The 16187-nt window shown below is 47.8% G+C and carries 14 protein-coding genes and 3 pseudogenes; 11 read left to right on the forward strand and 6 right to left on the reverse strand.

Annotation, left to right across the window (positions count from 1 at the left end; translation table 11 throughout):
* Window position 1: 1 nt before the first annotated feature.
* Window positions 2-328 carry a hypothetical protein gene (locus ABUK12_RS07990; protein WP_410015781.1) on the reverse strand — a complete coding sequence of 109 codons (327 nt, stop codon included), beginning with the start codon at window positions 326-328 and terminating at the stop codon, window positions 2-4.
* A gap of 232 nt (window positions 329-560) precedes the next feature.
* On the opposite strand from ABUK12_RS07990, the gene ABUK12_RS07995 reads away from it, so the two are divergent.
* On the forward strand, window positions 561-1727 hold the full coding sequence (locus ABUK12_RS07995) for a L,D-transpeptidase family protein (RefSeq protein ID WP_410015782.1): 1167 nt from the start codon (window positions 561-563) through the stop codon (window positions 1725-1727).
* Between the two features lie 663 nt (window positions 1728-2390).
* Window positions 2391-3131 carry a carbonic anhydrase gene (locus tag ABUK12_RS08000; RefSeq protein WP_410015783.1) on the forward strand — a complete coding sequence of 247 codons (741 nt, stop codon included), beginning with the start codon at window positions 2391-2393 and terminating at the stop codon, window positions 3129-3131.
* Between the two features lie 574 nt (window positions 3132-3705).
* Here ABUK12_RS08000 and ABUK12_RS08005 read toward each other — a convergent pair.
* The gene (locus ABUK12_RS08005) at window positions 3706-3858 is read right to left on the reverse strand and encodes a hypothetical protein (RefSeq protein WP_410015784.1); all 153 of its coding nucleotides are present in this window, start codon (window positions 3856-3858) and stop codon (window positions 3706-3708) included.
* Window positions 3859-5400: 1542 nt separating this feature from the next.
* Window positions 5401-5607, reverse strand: coding sequence for a YgdI/YgdR family lipoprotein (locus ABUK12_RS08010; RefSeq protein WP_410016583.1), 207 nt, complete (start codon window positions 5605-5607; stop codon window positions 5401-5403).
* Window positions 5608-5795: 188 nt separating this feature from the next.
* Between ABUK12_RS08010 and ABUK12_RS08015 the strand changes: the two genes are divergently transcribed.
* The 7 genes from ABUK12_RS08015 to ABUK12_RS08045 all read left to right on the forward strand — a co-directional run bounded on the left by ABUK12_RS08015 (window position 5796) and on the right by ABUK12_RS08045 (window position 12612).
* A complete protein-coding gene (locus tag ABUK12_RS08015) occupies window positions 5796-6119 on the forward strand; it encodes an I78 family peptidase inhibitor (protein ID WP_410015785.1) in 324 nt (107 codons plus the stop codon).
* A gap of 80 nt (window positions 6120-6199) precedes the next feature.
* Entirely contained in the window at window positions 6200-6331 is a 132-nt protein-coding gene (locus tag ABUK12_RS08020; protein WP_410015786.1) for a hypothetical protein, read from the forward strand.
* A gap of 731 nt (window positions 6332-7062) precedes the next feature.
* On the forward strand, window positions 7063-7218 hold the full coding sequence (gene xyeA, locus ABUK12_RS08025) for a XyeA family cyclophane-containing RiPP triceptide (protein WP_410015787.1): 156 nt from the start codon (window positions 7063-7065) through the stop codon (window positions 7216-7218).
* Between the two features lie 63 nt (window positions 7219-7281).
* Complete coding sequence (xyeB, locus tag ABUK12_RS08030) at window positions 7282-8445, forward strand: cyclophane-forming radical SAM/SPASM peptide maturase XyeB (protein ID WP_410015788.1); 1164 nt, start codon at window positions 7282-7284, stop codon at window positions 8443-8445.
* Between the two features lie 2 nt (window positions 8446-8447).
* Complete coding sequence (locus ABUK12_RS08035) at window positions 8448-9311, forward strand: hypothetical protein (RefSeq protein ID WP_410015789.1); 864 nt, start codon at window positions 8448-8450, stop codon at window positions 9309-9311.
* A 4-nt stretch (window positions 9312-9315) separates the two neighbouring features.
* The gene (locus tag ABUK12_RS08040; RefSeq protein WP_410015790.1) at window positions 9316-10533 is read left to right on the forward strand and encodes an HlyD family secretion protein; all 1218 of its coding nucleotides are present in this window, start codon (window positions 9316-9318) and stop codon (window positions 10531-10533) included.
* A 3-nt stretch (window positions 10534-10536) separates the two neighbouring features.
* Entirely contained in the window at window positions 10537-12612 is a 2076-nt protein-coding gene (locus ABUK12_RS08045; protein WP_410015791.1) for a peptidase domain-containing ABC transporter, read from the forward strand.
* A 251-nt stretch (window positions 12613-12863) separates the two neighbouring features.
* Here ABUK12_RS08045 and tnpC read toward each other — a convergent pair.
* From tnpC to tnpA, 3 pseudogenes are all read right to left on the reverse strand, one after another.
* Window positions 12864-14416 (reverse strand): annotated as a pseudogene (gene tnpC, locus ABUK12_RS08050) (IS66 family transposase).
* Window positions 14417-14446: 30 nt separating this feature from the next.
* Window positions 14447-14794: pseudogene (tnpB, locus tag ABUK12_RS08055) on the reverse strand (IS66 family insertion sequence element accessory protein TnpB).
* Window positions 14795-14823: 29 nt separating this feature from the next.
* Window positions 14824-15213: pseudogene (tnpA, locus tag ABUK12_RS08060) on the reverse strand (IS66-like element accessory protein TnpA); the annotation flags it as partial.
* Between tnpA and ABUK12_RS08065 the strand changes: the two are divergent.
* Both ABUK12_RS08065 and ABUK12_RS08070 read left to right on the forward strand, forming a co-directional pair.
* Window positions 15206-15490: a type II toxin-antitoxin system RelE/ParE family toxin gene (locus ABUK12_RS08065; protein ID WP_410015792.1), complete on the forward strand. Its 285-nt coding sequence runs from the start codon at window positions 15206-15208 to the stop codon at window positions 15488-15490. The pseudogene tnpA and the gene ABUK12_RS08065 overlap by 8 nt on opposite strands.
* Complete coding sequence (locus ABUK12_RS08070; RefSeq protein WP_410015793.1) at window positions 15490-15609, forward strand: transcriptional regulator; 120 nt, start codon at window positions 15490-15492, stop codon at window positions 15607-15609. The genes ABUK12_RS08065 and ABUK12_RS08070 overlap by 1 nt, the downstream gene beginning before the upstream one ends.
* Window positions 15610-16187 lie beyond the last annotated feature (578 nt).

The raw sequence follows: 16187 nt of genomic DNA on the forward strand, positions 1-16187 counted from the left end.
TTCAGGCTATGGCCCAGCCCGGGCGGAATATGGGAGGTGACGTCCACGCCCAGTCCGCCCGTCCCGCCAGGCCATGTTCCGTCATCAGCCGGCTCAGGGTGGCATCGAATGCGGGCCTGGCCGCCGCTACCCGTTCCGGGCGATTTTGTTCCGTGACGCCGGTAATGCTGAACCATTGGCGGCCCGGTCCCTGTTCAAAAGAAAAAGGCGCGTCCGGCGCCGCAAACGCCGTTTCCGGCAGATTTGGCCGCCAGATGCCGCCCAACGGCGCCATACCGTCGCCTTGACTTCCCATGCCGTGCAGCATGATCACCACATGTTGGCTCATGGATAATGCTCTTATTTTCTCTGTAACCCGCTGTAAGAAAATAACAATATCCAAGGCGCGCGGGGCCATGTCCCAGCGCCGCGCCGCTTGCCGCCAGCAGACTGCTGTACCCAAGGTTACACATATTATTTCCCTCTTTGGCCGTTGTGAACATATAATGCCCATCCGGTCATCCGCGAGCCGGAATAAACTTTCCAATTACTGCCAGTGTGGCGATAACATCTGACTAACTATGAAAATGAATATGCGTGCAATCTTTACGGTAATTCTGGCAATGGCTGCCTTCAGTCACTCAGCCTTTGCCGTGGTATACCCTCTTCCGGCCGGCACCAGCCGCCTGGTAGGGGAAAATCTGGAAATAGCCATCCCCCAGGACAGCAAGTTACCGCTGGAGCATTTTGCCGCGCAGTTCCAGATGGGCCTGAGCAATATGATCGAGGCCAATCCGGGAGTCGACCCCTTCCTGCCGTTGCCGGGCAGCAAGCTGATTATTCCCCATCAATTGATTTTGCCCGATACGCCGCATGAGGGCATCGTGGTAAACAGCGCGGAAATGCGTCTTTATTACTACCCCAAAGGCACCAATACGGTAGTTGTATTGCCCATCGGCATCGGCGAACTGGGCAAAGATACGCCGGTTAACTGGGTGACCAGCGTACAGCGCAAGAAAAATGGCCCAACCTGGACGCCGACCAAGGCGATGCATGCGGAATACGCGGCGCGCGGCGAAACGTTGCCCGAAGTCTTCCCGGCCGGCCCGGATAATCCGATGGGTTTGTATGCGCTTTATGTCGGCCGCCTGTATGCCATCCACGGCACCAATGCCAATTTCGGCATCGGCCTGCGCGTGAGCCACGGCTGCGTACGTTTGCGTGCCGACGATATCAAATATCTCTTCGATCATGTCCCGGTCGGCACCCGGGTGCAATTTATCGACGAACCGGTTAAAGCGACCGTTGAACCTGACGGCACCCGTTATCTCGAAGTGCATAATCCCCTGTCTTCCACAGAAGAGCAGTTCAATTCTAACGAGCCGGTGCCCATTACCCTGCCGGTAAGCGTGAGCAAAGTGCTGGTCGACCAGGTCGTCAATCAGGATTTGGTTAATGCCGCCCTGCAAAATCGCGCCGGCATCCCGGTAAACGTATCTGCCGCCACAGCCACCCCGCCGGTGGTGATGCCAGTTGCCGCACCGGCGGAAAATACCCCGGCGGCGGCACCGGATTCCGCCCAAGGCTCCGGCGCATCGGCGTCCGGCGCCACGACGCCAGCCCCGGAGGCGGCGCCGGCGCCCATCACCGCGCCTGACACCAACACCCAGGCCGTCGCGCCCGACTCAGCCTCTGCGGCCACGACCGCGCCAGCAGGCCAAACCCAGCAGACCGGTACGATTAACTAAACCGCCCCGCGGCAACCCTGGCATGGACGCCGGGTTGCGCGCTTTTGCTTGCCCCCCGAAAACCCCTCGTTAACCACGTCGCTTTGCCGATGTTAATAAAACCTGCGCTGGATAATCGCGATGTCATCACTGCGGGTGAACATTGCCGGTAAATTTAATTTATGGATTAGTGGGAGAGAGACTAACCGCAAGCCAGGCGCGCGGCCCATAGCCACGCCGGCGCACAACCCCGCGGTGAATTGCCCCTTCATGCCTGTATCGGCACGGCGGCTCGCCGATAGCATCCTTTACCAATGGCTAAAGGTGAACGTTATTATAACTTAGGGTATAAATATATTGATTTCATTCATTGAAATTCAGAATAAAAAAAATTAAACATTAGAAAATAAAATCCAACAATAATATAAATGTAGCATTTAAATAAATTACCTTATATAGACAATATTCGTGACATACATTCCAATTAATAAAAAAACAACACAATGCGTTGTTTAAAAATGAAATCTTCATGAAATAAATGCGGTTATGACGTTATGATAATAACTTATTCGGTAAGGTTCATTTGCGTCCGTATTCAAAACGCAGTGTCACCCTGCCCGGGTAAAACCACTTTCATTTCACTTCACTCAGCCGTTGGGATTATCCTGGCTACAGGAGTTTATAATGCAAACCGATATACCGCATTCAGCCGAACCAGCTCGGCGCACCGTATTAAAACGCGCCGCGGGTCTTTCCGTTTTAGGGATAGCGGGCGTTGTAGGCATGGGCTTGCCCTCACTATCCTATGCAGCCGCATTGAGTAAAGCAGAGCGCGATAAGATGACCCCGGATCAAATCATCGAGGGTCTCAAGCAAGGCAATATCCGCTTTCAAACGGGGAAAGCGCATCAACATGACTACCTGGCGCAAAAACGCGCCAGCGCGGCTGGACAGTATCCGTCGGCGGTGATTCTCAGCTGTATCGACTCCCGCGCGCCAGCGGAAATCATCCTGGATACGGGCATTGGAGAAGCGTTTAACAGCAGGATCGCGGGCAATATTTCCAATGCCGATATTCTCGGCAGCCTAGAGTTCGCCTGTGCTGCGGCCGGGGCCAAAGTTATTGTGGTCATGGGGCATACTGCCTGCGGCGCGGTGAAAGGCGCTATCGATAATGTTGAGTTGGGTAACCTGACGGGTCTGCTGGATAAAATCAAACCAGCCATTGATAAAACAGAATATACCAAGGAGAGGGTGAGCAGTAATGATGAATTTGTCGATGCGGTAGCGGCGACCAACGTAAAACTCACTATTGAGGAAATCAGGAAAAGCGATATTCTTCATAAACTTGAGTCCGAGGGCACTATAAAAATCATTGGTTCCATGTATCACCTGAACGGCGGAAAGGTAGAGTTTTTCGCCTAACCTGTCGCTACAGCCCAGCCAGCGCCGGGCTGTTAGCATTTTTCGTTATTCGCGCGGTAAAAGAATACGCTCATTCATCAGCGCGTAAGCGGCCCCTAATTACAATTACTCATCATTAATACGCTAATTGCAATAGCATATATATCGTTAATATTCTTCTCATGTTTCTATTGCCGGTCTGGTTGCCATCCCGGCGCTACTTTTATTCAATAATCATTAAAATATAGCCAATTTAATTATGTTTAATAAATATTTAATCATTTTATGCGATTGTCTTACCGCATTCCTTTGTTTTATTTTGGTTTCCTACTGATTCCTTTGGCGTACGGGCATTTATGCCCGTTTTTTTATCCTGTCACCGGCTGTTGCTGGGTCCTCCTGTCCGCCCCGAAACCCAAGCACAGGATTCAGCAGCTTCAAACGGGATAACTCTCCTCAAGAATTGTATGACAAATTAAGTATATGTGATGCACGTCACTATTTTTAGCAAAAGTTACTCATAAAATAGTGACAGATATCACAATTGAGCTAAGGAAAAATGATGGACATAACCCAAAAAACCGATGACGTATTATTACGCATCTGCTGGCTGTTTGTACTTGGCGGTATTATCTTTGGCGGCATCTTGTTTAAAATGTTTTGGTAGTTTGTTAATAAAAAGAATTTTTAGTGATCTATTATGCCGTCCCTTTTCAGCCTCTGGGGTGTTTTGTTGATATATCGTCACGATTGCATCCTCTCAGGACAAATCGTGCGGCCGTAGCGTTGAAAGCAATACCCGCCTTGCCCGGCCTTTCCGCACCGGATAAGGTGACACTGACAAACGACCCGCAATCTGTTCGGTATAAGTGCTATGATTTGATCATTGCCACTTGCCAGGATTTACGATGAAATTACTCATCCTCCCCATTGCATTAAGCCTGCTACTGTTAACGGGCTGTAGTGGGGCTGCGGGCTCCTTGTTCAGAATCATTCCTGCGGATACCGACGTTTGTCCTCATGGCCACAACGTCTTTACCAATCAATGTAATCCTTAGCATTAACCATGATCAAGCCTGCCCGTCATTATTATGTAAGGCATGATCCTGTTTGCGCTGTATTCCGAGGGAAGCGGCAGCTGCAGGGGAAGGCTCGCGCGGGGTAGCATCCGTTCGGGCGTGATGGATCCACCGAGCCATTGCCATGCATTGGCGATATGATCCGGTTTCTTGCTATTTTTTTATGTATGTTTTCAATCTTCACAATACGGTGCCGATATAACAGAGAATTCATTCACTCAAGGTCATCAAGATGGCATATGCGGCGTTTGTGCTTATTGGGTCAGGAATCGGTCTAACAGTCATCATCTTTTTGATTTACAGAATAAAATCCATGACTGGTCACTTTGAATCCTATGAGTTTATCGACAAACGGACCAATCATGTCACTCTGCATATGAAGCCGTCGTCTATCCCGACTGATCCGAAGCACGCCATAAGGCTGATAAGATCATTTATCAGGACATTAGATTATTTGCATACCAACAATTACGCGCAGGTCAGTTTTTGTACGCATTTGCTTAACGAAAGGCGGGTTAAAAGCCTGAGCCGGATCTTAAGCAAGCATGGGTATTTTATCAGCCATACGTTTTGCCTTAAAACCTCAGTACGGCATCGCCGCATCACCTTCTGGACGACATTGTTATACAGCTGGAAAAGGATAAAGGTAGCCGACATGTCATGGGATATGACCATCAGGCTGAAATAGCGGCGGCAAATAACACCCATTTTCACCGTCGGCCGGCAATCGCATCGCCCGAAGCGCCATCCGCTGGCCCGAGTTAAAACAGCACTCTGTCCTGCTTTAGCCTCCAGGTCGCCTCTCCCGACCCGCTGACGGCATGCCGACGGCGCACCCCTGGTTATAGCCTGCCATGACGCCGCCTTGATTCTGGTAAATAAGTCACAGCACGTAGCGCGTTAATCAGCCATGATAAAGCGACTGACGCGAAGGGAGGTAACGACTATGCAAGTCAAATTCGATTGGCATATGTTTTTGCTCGGCTTATTCACGCTATGTGTTCTTATCGCCCTGGCGGTAGGCTGAGATGACGGCGGCTGCCGTAGCCTGCACATCGAGCCGGCGGCGGGAGAATGTATCCACCGCCGTCAGAAGGACACGATGTCCGGCGGTGTGCGGGCAATACTGGAGACGACGGCCACTTATCCTCTGACAACATCCGCGCCCACGGGACGGCGTCCATGTCCGCTACTCCCCCGGGGCTGGAGGGTCAATTAATCTTCAGCATCTGCTTAACATCATTTTTATTGCTCTGCTGTTCATTACCATGGGCATCGGTATAACGGATCATGCCCGTATCATTATCAATGTCGGGTTTACACTCGGTTACCATCATATGCCCGTCGTTAGTGCTGCGTGCGTAGCTACTTGAACTACCCCCAGCATGGTTGCGAGCACCATGCTGAATAAAATAAATAAAGCCTTATACATAGTACGCTTCTTTATTTGTTTAATTATTGAGTTAGCATAGAAAACCTGACGCAGTATTGATGCCCGCCCTGGTGCTAATCATGGCACTGATTAACCGAAAATAGCATCATCGTGCCGCACGCGAGCTTGCAAACTTGCGCCACGATGAAAAAAACCAATAAGGAGTGATTAAACATGAAACGGCGTACCGGACTTTGCATGCACACCACAATTTTTGCCGCGTTGCTTACCGCCTTTTCGCTTGCCGCCTGCAGCGGTGCGGAAAAATCAGCCGCCACGCAAAGCGCGGTCAAACCGCTTACCGCTGATGACACCTGCATGGCTAACAATTTCAGGAACCTGATCGGCAAACCCGAAAGCGTCCTGGACGGTATGCGTTTTTCAATGCCCATGCGCCTTATCAAGCCCGGCCAAGCCGTCACTATGGACTTTGATCCGAAACGGCTGAACTTTATGTCCAACAAGGAAGGCATCATCACCAGCGTCCATTGCTCTTGATATCAGTTCTCGCGGGCGCTGCATGCCGCCCCGCCACCGCGCAACGGTTGGACAGCGGACATTCCGCGGTATCGCCGGAAATGACCCTGAAACTTTCGGCGGTGCTTGGCAGCTCGGCGAAGTTTTGGCTCAATCCTCAAGATAATTACAGCCTTTGGGTAGCACAAAAAGAAGTCGATACCTCACAGCTGCACCGATTGGTTGCAGCCTAACGGCTGCGCTATTCACCCAAAGCGTCCTGACGAGTATGTCTCGTGGGTAAACATGCATGAGTAGCCAGGTTAAACCGCGCTTCTTTATCAACGGTAAAGTTATTATTGCTGGTTGCAAATGATTGTGCCAAAGAGAGGTGGTTTAGGGTTTTATGTAGTCAGAAGAGATCAAGCCCAGCGCCGTCTGTTTTTAACCGAAGCCGTTAGTTAACCTTGGTGCCCATCTGTATTGATCTGCGCCCCGATTGTTGGACATCATCTACAACAACTTGACAGGCAATTAACAGATGGAACTGGGCTTACGCTTTCCGATATTTAAGATGCCTAACCGCTTGTCGGTTGCAACTTGTTCCGAGAAAGACACGGCTAGTGTCTTGTAGTGATGGCTAGCGAGCGGGCAATGCGGAGCGGACCCTATTTGATTTTCTGGGATTCAGCTTCCTTGCTGAGACCGTTCAGAACCGGCAAGGGAATATATCTATAAGAAAAGTGATATTTTTAGATCAAAAATATTATTTCAAATTTATATCATAGGATTGCATATATTAGTTATTTTTTTATCACAGTGCAATTCGGGCCAGACCACATTCCGACTCAATACGTATAATTGAATATGAACAATCAATCAATAAACGCCAATGTTTCACAAAAAGACTTTATCTCCAACAGTCTTTGATAAATAGTAGTGTTGCGTATCAAACTTGATGCGAATAAAATAATGGAGTTAAATTATGTCTAAACTAATGAAAGAAATTACTTTTAACAAAGCCGCAGTAACTATTGTTGCAGATAACAAAAATGCTAAGAAAGCACTAACTCAAGCTATGTTAGATAGCATTTCTGGTGGTTGGGTTAATGCCTTCGCTCGCTGGGACAAGAAATTTTAATTGATGTAGATGCAGCGTGGAAAACCATCCTGCATCTATTTTTCCCTTAGGGGGGCGATATCAATGATTAAAATAAAACATCTTGAAATAATCCTAAAGGTAAGTGAAAGGTGTAACATTAATTGTACCTATTGCTACGTTTTCAATTTGGGAAACGACATAGCAATAAACTCAAGGCCTATTATTTCTGCTGACATCATTAAAGACTTAACGGGATTCCTTGAGCGAGCCTCTCATGAGTACGACATAGAAACAATTCAAATTGATTTTCACGGAGGCGAGCCACTGATGATGGGAAAGGAGAAGTTTGATAGCGCTTGCCGCGTTTTTCTATCAGGAAACTACAAAAAATCAAGGCTACATCTTGCTTGCCAAACAAATGCCATTCTTATTGACGAAGAGTGGATCGATATTTTCTCTAATAATAATATCAGCGTTGGTGTCTCTATCGATGGGCCTAAACACATCAATGATAAACACCGCCTGGACAGGAAGGGCCGCAGCACCTACGAAGGTACGGTGAAAGGCCTGGTGATGTTGCAGGATGCGTGGCAAGCCGGAAGACTGATAGATGAACCCGGTATTTTGTGTGTTGCTAATTCCTTGGTAAATGGAGCAGAAATTTACCGCCATTTTGTCGATGTGTTGCATTGTAAAAAAATAGATTTCCTTATTCCAGATGAAACGCATGATACCTGTAAGGATCCAGAGGGTTTGTCGGATTTTTATTGCTCAGCAATCGATGAATTTTTTTCTGATGCAGACAGTAATGTATATGTGCGTTTTTTCTATACCCATATACAATCCATGTTAAATTTAGATTTAAGCCCAGTATTAGGATTGAGAAACCCAGAAAGTGATACCCTTGCCTTCACTGTCGGATCAGAGGGTGAACTTTATGTTGACGATACACTCAGAGCTACCAACGATCCTATATTTACATCAATTGGTAATATTCGTGATCTGTCTTTATCGGAAGCTATTTCCTCATGGCAGATGCAGAAATATATGGCCGTCAATGATAATTTACCCCTCGTTTGTACTGACTGTATCTGGCAAAAAATATGTGGAGGGGGTCGCCATATTCAACGTTATTCAAAAGCTGACGATTTTAACCGTGAAACTGTTTTTTGCCCTTCTATCAGGAAAATAATGAGTCGGGCAGCATCGCATTTACTCGATTGCGGAGTATCCGAAAATACAATTATGAAAAACCTGGATAGTTAATTATGATGAAGATTTATCCCTTATTGATGGTGTTTTTTTCTAACATTTGTGTGGCTGATATTCATAATGATGTCATGCGGTTACGGTACGATAAACGTGGCCTGCCAATGGTTGACGTCCAGATAGCCGATAGGTATCACACTTTAACTCTGGATACTGGAAGCGGAGAAGGTATACATATAAATCAATATGATTTGGAAAAATTAATCGCTAATCCAAGCTTAGAAGTCATTCATCAAGCTCCACTCCGAATCAAAGATATAACGGGTTCAGAAAATCAGGTTAACGCTTGGAAAATAAAAAAATTGCGCATTTCCAATATTATTTTCAATAATGTATTGGCCGTCAGTTTCAAACCATGGGGATTTTCCATGGGAGACAAGAGTCCTGTTAATGAAGTAATGGGGCTCGGTATTTTTCAAGAATGTTCATTTCTTATGGACTTTAAAAACCATCGATTACAAATGTTGGAAAAATTACCTTCTGATCTTAGTAAATGGTCATCCTATCCGATCGAGAGAACGGAGTCGGGGTTACGCATTAGAGCATACGTGGGGGAAAAACCTTTATATTTGATTGTTGATACTGGCGCCAGCCACTCATTCCTGTTTTCCGATAATTTACCTAGTGAAACCCGTTTCTTTGGTTGTAATGCTATTGAGCCCAAAGCAGCCAATGCAGACTGTAGAGTTGCAAAAATAACCCTTCGCGATAAAAAGGGAAAAGAACGTGATGATTTAGCAATTGTAACCACGAGTGTAACGTCTAAAGAACTTGATTTTGATGGATTACTAGGCATGGGATTCATGCGTGGTCATCAGGTGATTGTTGATATGTCAGGGCGTATGCTCTACATCAGTCGTTAGTATTATGAATAATGATAATTCCATTTTCCGCCCTGAAGCTTTGCACTACAAAAATAACGCGTGGCTAGGTGATTTTAGTATTTCTACGCCGTCAGTGCTAAAGACCTCCCTATGGTTTGCCCTTGGTGTATTATTGATATGTATACTTCTATTATTTACTACCTATACACAAAGAGTACCAGTAAGTGGTAGAGTAATTTATACTCCTTCTGCTGCTGAGGTTATTTTTAATCAAGATGGTGTTATAAGCCGTATCGAGGTACTGCGGGGAGATATGGTAAAAAAAGGAGATATAATCGCTACGCTTTCGCGGGATGTTGCCTACGTTGGAGGCGGGATTAATCAATCATTACTGGATGCTGCGCAACGCCAAATTGTTGAACTTCAAAAAAGAGAGGTTGACCGGCATAGAGAGATAAAAGGAGAGCGTCAACGCTTATGTGAAAAAATCAGTATTAAAGAAAAGGAGATAACAGCTATTAAAGCAGCGATTGACTTTGAGTCAGGGCGTAGTATCCGATTAAATGAGCGTATGTCAAGTTATCTGCAGCTTCTCCAAAAAGGTATCACTACCGTACAAGAAAAAAATGAGCGTGAAAACGAATACCATAATTCAATTGCTCAACTACACAGGTATCGCATTAACATAACTCGTGTGCAAGGGGAGCGTATTCAATTACTCGACGAATTGGCCCATTCGGTAGCACGGGAGAAACAAGCCATTACCGATATGCGTCAACAGCTGGTGACACTACAGCAACAAGTTATCAATGCTTCGGTTGGTATTGAGTCCTACATTGTGGCACCTATCGATGGCATCGTAGCCTCATTAAATATATTGGAAGGTCAGAGAATTAATACTGGCACAATTGCAGCCGTTCTAGTTCCGGAAAATGCTAAACCGTACGTTGAAATGTGGCTTCCTCCTTCTGCGTTACCAGAAGTAAAAACCGGCCAGCAGGTAATGATGCGAGTTGAATCATTACCGTGGGAAAGGTTTGGTAAAGTGCCCGGCAGCGTTGCAGATATCAGCGCTAGCCCAGAAGCGCTGACAGGAAGCAACCGGCGTTTTCGCTTACTCATTGTGCCCGATACCAAGATACAAGTACTACCCGCTGGTGTAGAAGTTCATGCTGACATATTAACTACGCGTCGACGCATTTGGGCATGGATATTTTTACCTATAAATAAAATTATCAAGCGTATTATGACTGAGAATTAACAAATGTTATTTTCCTGGCAGAAAACACCTCTTATTTTACAATCAGAAACGAATGAATGTGGATTAGCATGTTTGGCTATGATAGCTGGCTATTTCGGCAAACGCCTTGACCTTGCATCTGCACGCTTTTTACATGACGTAGCCAGTCACGGCATGACATTAAGTGAACTCATAAGGGCATTTGAACAAGTAGGAATGACGGCCCGTGCTTTGCGAATAGAACTTGGCGAACTGCGTTCGCTAAGCCGCCCAGTTATTATTCACTGGTCATTTAATCATTTTGTAGTAATCGCTAAAATGACACATCGAGGTGTCATTATTCATGATCCCAGTATGGGTCGACGAAAAATTTCTTTGCGCGAATTATCAGATAAATTCACAGGTATCATGATTGAAGCATGGCCCGCTGAGGCATTTGACAAAAAACCACTTGAAATGAATGTCAAAGTGTCAGATCTTTTCTCCGGAATAAGAGGTTTAATACGCATCGTTTCCGGAGTTCTGGCGCTCTCTGTTTTAGTTGAACTGCTTTCTATTGCAGTGCCAGCTGCAACAAAATTCACCATCGACACGCTAATTCGTTCATCTGATCTTGAAGGAATAATTTTTGTAGGGTTAATAGTCATCTCTGCGCTACTGATAAAGTCCGTATTTTCGGTAATTCGAGCTTTGGTACTAATGAATCTTCGTTGTACGCTTGGTGTAAAGTGGGCTGAGATGTTTTTCAATCGACTCATCCGATTGACCCTACCTTTTTTCGAAAAGCGCCATATAGGCGACATCACATCACGCTTCCAGTCTCTGACTGCTATACAAGAAGCATTTACCGCTGAAATGGTAGCCTCAATACTCGACGCAATTGTTATTGTCATTTCAATAATCATAATTCTGATTTATTCCCCTCTCTTGGCTATTGGCCCACTCACAGCCGCAACCGCATATGTAGTGCTTAAGGCGGGCTTATTTTCTTTATACCGGACTCGAAAAATTGAACATATCTCTTTCGAAGCGGTTCAATCATCACATTTTCTTGAGACCGTTAGGGCTATTAAAACCATTAAAATGCTCAACTTAACCCCTATTCGTCGACGAGAGTGGTTAAATCACGTTATTAATAGTACAAATGCAGGAAATCAACTTTTTAAACTTGATCTTTTGACTAACACTATAGCTGTGCTTCTAATCGGTTTTGCCGGTATCTGTGTGCTTATCGTAGGTGCTATAGGATATGATAATGGGATGACTACTGGTACCTTATTAGCTGTGATGCTTTACTCAGATATGATGATAACTCGTACGGTAAAACTAGTAAATGCAGTTTCTGCCTTTTGTCTGGTATCTATGCACAGTCAACGCCTGACGGATATTGCCATATCTCCTGTAGAACCAAATGATGAAGATAAACCACAATTGCAAGTAAATGGGTATATCACAGTCCGCAATCTGTCGTATCGTCATTCCCCATCCGAACCTTATCTATTTGAAGGGATAAATATAGACGTTCAACCTGGAGAAAGTATAGCCATTATTGGGCCATCGGGTTGTGGAAAGTCAACATTTCTTCATGTATTGGCTGGTTTATATGAACCCACCGATGGTAGCATTTTTATTAATGGGATGAATATGTTCAATCTCGGGAAAAAAGCTATTAGGGAGCATATCGCTTTTGTCATGCAAGATGATAAGTTGCTCGCCGGAACTTTACAAAATAATATCACTAGTTTCTCAGATTCCCCAGATGTAAAGCGAATGGCGGAATGTGCAAGCCATGCGGCGATTGACGAAGAGATCTGCGCAATGCCAATGGGATATGATTCAATGATTGGTGATATCAGCGGGACTCTATCAGGCGGGCAACTTCAGCGAGTTTCCATTGCCAGAGCCCTATATCGACAACCGGATATCTTGCTGCTTGATGAAGCAACTAGTGACCTCGACATTGAAAATGAAAAAAAAATAATTAGCTCGATTGGCCACCTATCAATAACACGGATTTTTGTTGCTCACCGGCCAGAGATGATTAAGTCTGCAGACAGGGTATTTAATCTTCAATTAAATGCATGGACGGAGATAACGTAAGCGACCCGGCATCTCGCCTTGTTGATGATTTTTGTTAACGCATTCTTATTTCACCCTTTTCAATTGTTGTGAAATCTATCATGGCAAAAAGGCATTCCCGCACCGAGCAACTGCGGCATATTTAAGCCTGGCAATGCAGCGGATTATCCAAACCACAGTATTGCCGGCAATATCACATTGCGGTCAAGAGCCTTTATATCTATGTGTTACCTCCGTTTTGCAATATGCGGCCCCCAGCGCCGTATTGACAGTTACTCAGCAGGGATTTCGAGGTTCCATGGCAGGAGATCTTTGATCTTGTTGATAGGATGCTCCGCAATAACCGCCAGCACATGACCCAGATGCGCTTTTGATTCAACGCCGTTTAGCTTGCAACTGCCGATGCCGCCCGTTCACCGTCGCTGTCCGAACCGAAGAACAGATAGTTCTTGCGGCCCAGGCTCACCACCCGCAGCGCATTTTCCGCGATATTGTTATCGATCTCCACCCAGCCATCGCCGGCGTAGTAACACAACGCCGGCCAGTGGTTCATCAGGTAGTTGAACGCCTTGGCCGTATCGGCCTGTCGCGACAATATGGTGAGTTTTTCCCTGATCCAGCTCTCCAGGCCCATCAGTAACGGCTGGGATCGCGCTTCGCGCACCTTTTGTCGTTCTTCGGCCGGACGCCCCCGGATGTCGGCTTCGATAGCATACAGTTCACCGATCCGGTGCAGGGCTTCGGTGGTGGTTGGCGACGGATGGCGAACATGGATATCATGGATTTTACGCCGGGCGTGGGCCATGCAGCCGACCTCGCGGATAGGGCCTTCTTCGTATGGCAGGTTGAAGCCCGCGTACGCATCCGCCTGCAACAGTCCGCTGAACCCGGCCAGATGCGTTGGCGGATGAATCCCCTTGCGGTCCGGGCTGTAGGTGAACCACACCGCGGGCGGAAGTCGCGAACCGGCATTGCGGTCGTCACGCACATAGACCCACAGCCGGCCGGTTTTCGGTTTAACTTTGCCGGGTTGCAGCACATCCACCGGCGTGTCGTCGACATGGACTTTACCCGTCGACATCACATAGTCGCATACCGCGTCGGCCAGCGGCGCCAGCAGATTACTGCACAACCCCACCCAGCCGGCCATGGTGGCCCGGCTCAGTGTGACGCCCTGACGGGCAAAGATTTCCGATTGTTGATATAGCGGCGAGTGCTCGGCGTATTTCGCCGTCATCACGCGCGCCAGCAGGCCCGGACCGGCGATGCCACGTTCGATGGGGTGCGAGGGCGCCGGCACCTGGACGATGACATCGCAGCGGGCGCAGGCTTTCTTTTTACGCCGGGTTTTTATCACCTTGAACGCGCTTTTAATCAGCTCAAGCTGTTCGCTGACATCCTCGCCCAGCGGCTTAAGGTCGCCGCCGCAGGCGGGACAGGCCGGTTCGTGCGGCTCCAGGCAGCGCTCTTCACGCGGCAGGTGTGCCGGCAAAGATCGACGTACCGGCGAGGAGCGTAAGGCCGGCGGCATCGCCGGGTCATCGACCCGCGCAGACTGTGCCTTATCTTCCGTCAGCAGCGCTTCCAGGCGATGCTCCAGCCGGACGCTCTGCCGCCCGGCCTTTTCCGAGCTGCGGCCGAAGTACAGGCGCCGCAGTTTCGCCAGTTGCGCCAGCAGGCGGTCGATTTCTGCTTTGCGTGCGTTAAGGTCATTGTGCAGGGATGCGATGGTCGCCTGTTGTTGCGCGACCAGCGTTTGTTGTTGCAGTACCAGCGCTTGCAGCGCGGGCACATCAGTGGGCAGGGCATGATTTTTTCTTTTCATGCCAGGATGTTAAGGGAAGCTATCGGGTTATTACAATATCGCCAGGTTAAACGAAGTGCGTTCCGGTTGTTTCCAATTTATTTCTTTAAACAGCATCGATAACCGGGCTGGCGTCAGGAAGACTTTTCCCTCCCGGGATTGCGGCCAGACCAAGCGGCCGCGCTCAAGGCGTTTTGCCGGCAGGCACAGGCCGTCACCGGTCGACTAAAACACCTTTGTCAGGTTGCCGCGTTTTTCCCGGAAGACGAAGACATGGCCGGACAGCGGGTCTTGCTGGAGGGCGGATACGACTTGGCCGGCCAGGCCCTGGAAGCCCTTTCGCATGTCAGTCTGGCCGGCGACCAGCCAGATACAGGTGCCCGCCGGTAAGCCGAGCATAATTGCGGGCCTTGCATGAGCTCACGAACCAGGACGGTCAGCAACGCGGCCGAAGGCGCCGTCACCATCATCCGTCCCCGGGGAAATGTGATTTCACAGGAACAGGGGTGCTCCAGCGGAGATTTCTGCGGGGCCGCAGGCATCACGGGATTTTCGGTGATATGGACAGGTAAAAGCGTGGGGGCGGGCGGGGCGTGACCGGCTTTGGGCTGACGGCGGGTAACCCGTCCTTCACACTCGAACAAGCGTATCCATTTGAACAGGACATTGTCATTCACGTTGTGGCGGCGAGCGACCTCGGCAACGGATGTACCTGGTTGTAGAGCAAGCTGAACCAGCTTTAACTTTAGTTCTGGAGAGTAGAACTGGCGGGGCGCTGAACGCCATTCCGTCTTGGGGAAGCAACATAGAATGTCCAAAATCTGGGGCGCAGATCACAAAGGATTGCGCCTGTTTTTGGAGAAAGGGTCGACTGCGGGCATCGACGCGCAGCAGTCTGGTAAACTCCGCCTACGTCTAGCAGTTATCGATGCGGCGGAAGATATCAAAGATATTGACCGGCCGGGATATTGCCTTCACGCGCTTACCGGGGATAGAAAAGGCCAATGGTCTATAACCGTCACGGGAAACTGGCGCATTACGTTTGAATTTATGGATGGCAATGCCTATGTCATTAATTATGAGGATTATCACTGATGAGTATGTTTAATCCGCCGCAGCCCGGAGAAATTATCGCAGAGACTCTGGACGATCTTAATATCGGCATTCGTGAATTCTCCCGCGCACTGCATGTCGCCCCTTCCACCGCACAATAGCTGGTCAGCGGTCATTCTGCGGTTTCTCCGGAAATGGCGCTGAAACTTTCAAAGGTATTTGGCAGTTCGGCGAAATTCTGGCTCAATCGCTAAGTCAATTACAGCCTTTGGGTAGCCCAGAAAGAAGTTGATATCTCACAGCTACACCGGTTGGTTGCAGCCTGATGACTGCGGTACTCTCCCATAGCTTCCCTGCACTTGTGTGTCTTGCGAGTAAAGATGCATGAGTAGCCCGGTTAAACCGCGCTTATTTATCAACTCGACAGCTATTTTTGCAGGTCGCAGATCATTGGGACAAAGTGAGTAGCCTTAGTATTTTTATTTTGAAATGATATTATGAAAGCCAAACCCCAGGCATAAAAAACCGCCTATCGGCGGTATCAACCTGCTTTTCTACTTTGTTTTTATTACGAATTCCGGGTAGTACCCGGGACGGGACTTGAACCCGTACAGCCATAAAGCCGATGGATTTTAAAAACCTTCATAGCTTTATATAAATCAAGGCGTTGAATAAATACAGCACCTTATAAACCATCATATGGGTTTATCTGGGTGATTGCGGCGGCGGTAGTCATTAT

Source organism: Sodalis sp. C49 (genome assembly GCF_046352915.1).
In the GTDB taxonomy this organism is placed as follows: domain Bacteria; phylum Pseudomonadota; class Gammaproteobacteria; order Enterobacterales; family Enterobacteriaceae; genus Acerihabitans.

What these genes read in the sequence shown, in the direction of transcription:
- ABUK12_RS07990 (WP_410015781.1), bottom strand. Translation starts at nt 328, where the DNA reads ATGAGCCAACATGTGGTGATCATGCTGCACGGCATGGGAAGTCAAGGC.
- ABUK12_RS07995 (WP_410015782.1), top strand. Translation starts at nt 561, where the DNA reads ATGAAAATGAATATGCGTGCAATCTTTACGGTAATTCTGGCAATGGCT.
- ABUK12_RS08000 (WP_410015783.1), top strand. Translation starts at nt 2,391, where the DNA reads ATGCAAACCGATATACCGCATTCAGCCGAACCAGCTCGGCGCACCGTA.
- ABUK12_RS08015 (WP_410015785.1), top strand. Translation starts at nt 5,796, where the DNA reads ATGAAACGGCGTACCGGACTTTGCATGCACACCACAATTTTTGCCGCG.
- ABUK12_RS08020 (WP_410015786.1), top strand. Translation starts at nt 6,200, where the DNA reads ATGACCCTGAAACTTTCGGCGGTGCTTGGCAGCTCGGCGAAGTTTTGG.
- xyeA (WP_410015787.1), top strand. Translation starts at nt 7,063, where the DNA reads ATGTCTAAACTAATGAAAGAAATTACTTTTAACAAAGCCGCAGTAACT.
- xyeB (WP_410015788.1), top strand. Translation starts at nt 7,282, where the DNA reads ATGATTAAAATAAAACATCTTGAAATAATCCTAAAGGTAAGTGAAAGG.
- ABUK12_RS08035 (WP_410015789.1), top strand. Translation starts at nt 8,448, where the DNA reads ATGATGAAGATTTATCCCTTATTGATGGTGTTTTTTTCTAACATTTGT.
- ABUK12_RS08040 (WP_410015790.1), top strand. Translation starts at nt 9,316, where the DNA reads ATGAATAATGATAATTCCATTTTCCGCCCTGAAGCTTTGCACTACAAA.
- ABUK12_RS08045 (WP_410015791.1), top strand. Translation starts at nt 10,537, where the DNA reads ATGTTATTTTCCTGGCAGAAAACACCTCTTATTTTACAATCAGAAACG.
- ABUK12_RS08065 (WP_410015792.1), top strand. Translation starts at nt 15,206, where the DNA reads ATGTCCAAAATCTGGGGCGCAGATCACAAAGGATTGCGCCTGTTTTTG.
- ABUK12_RS08070 (WP_410015793.1), top strand. Translation starts at nt 15,490, where the DNA reads ATGAGTATGTTTAATCCGCCGCAGCCCGGAGAAATTATCGCAGAGACT.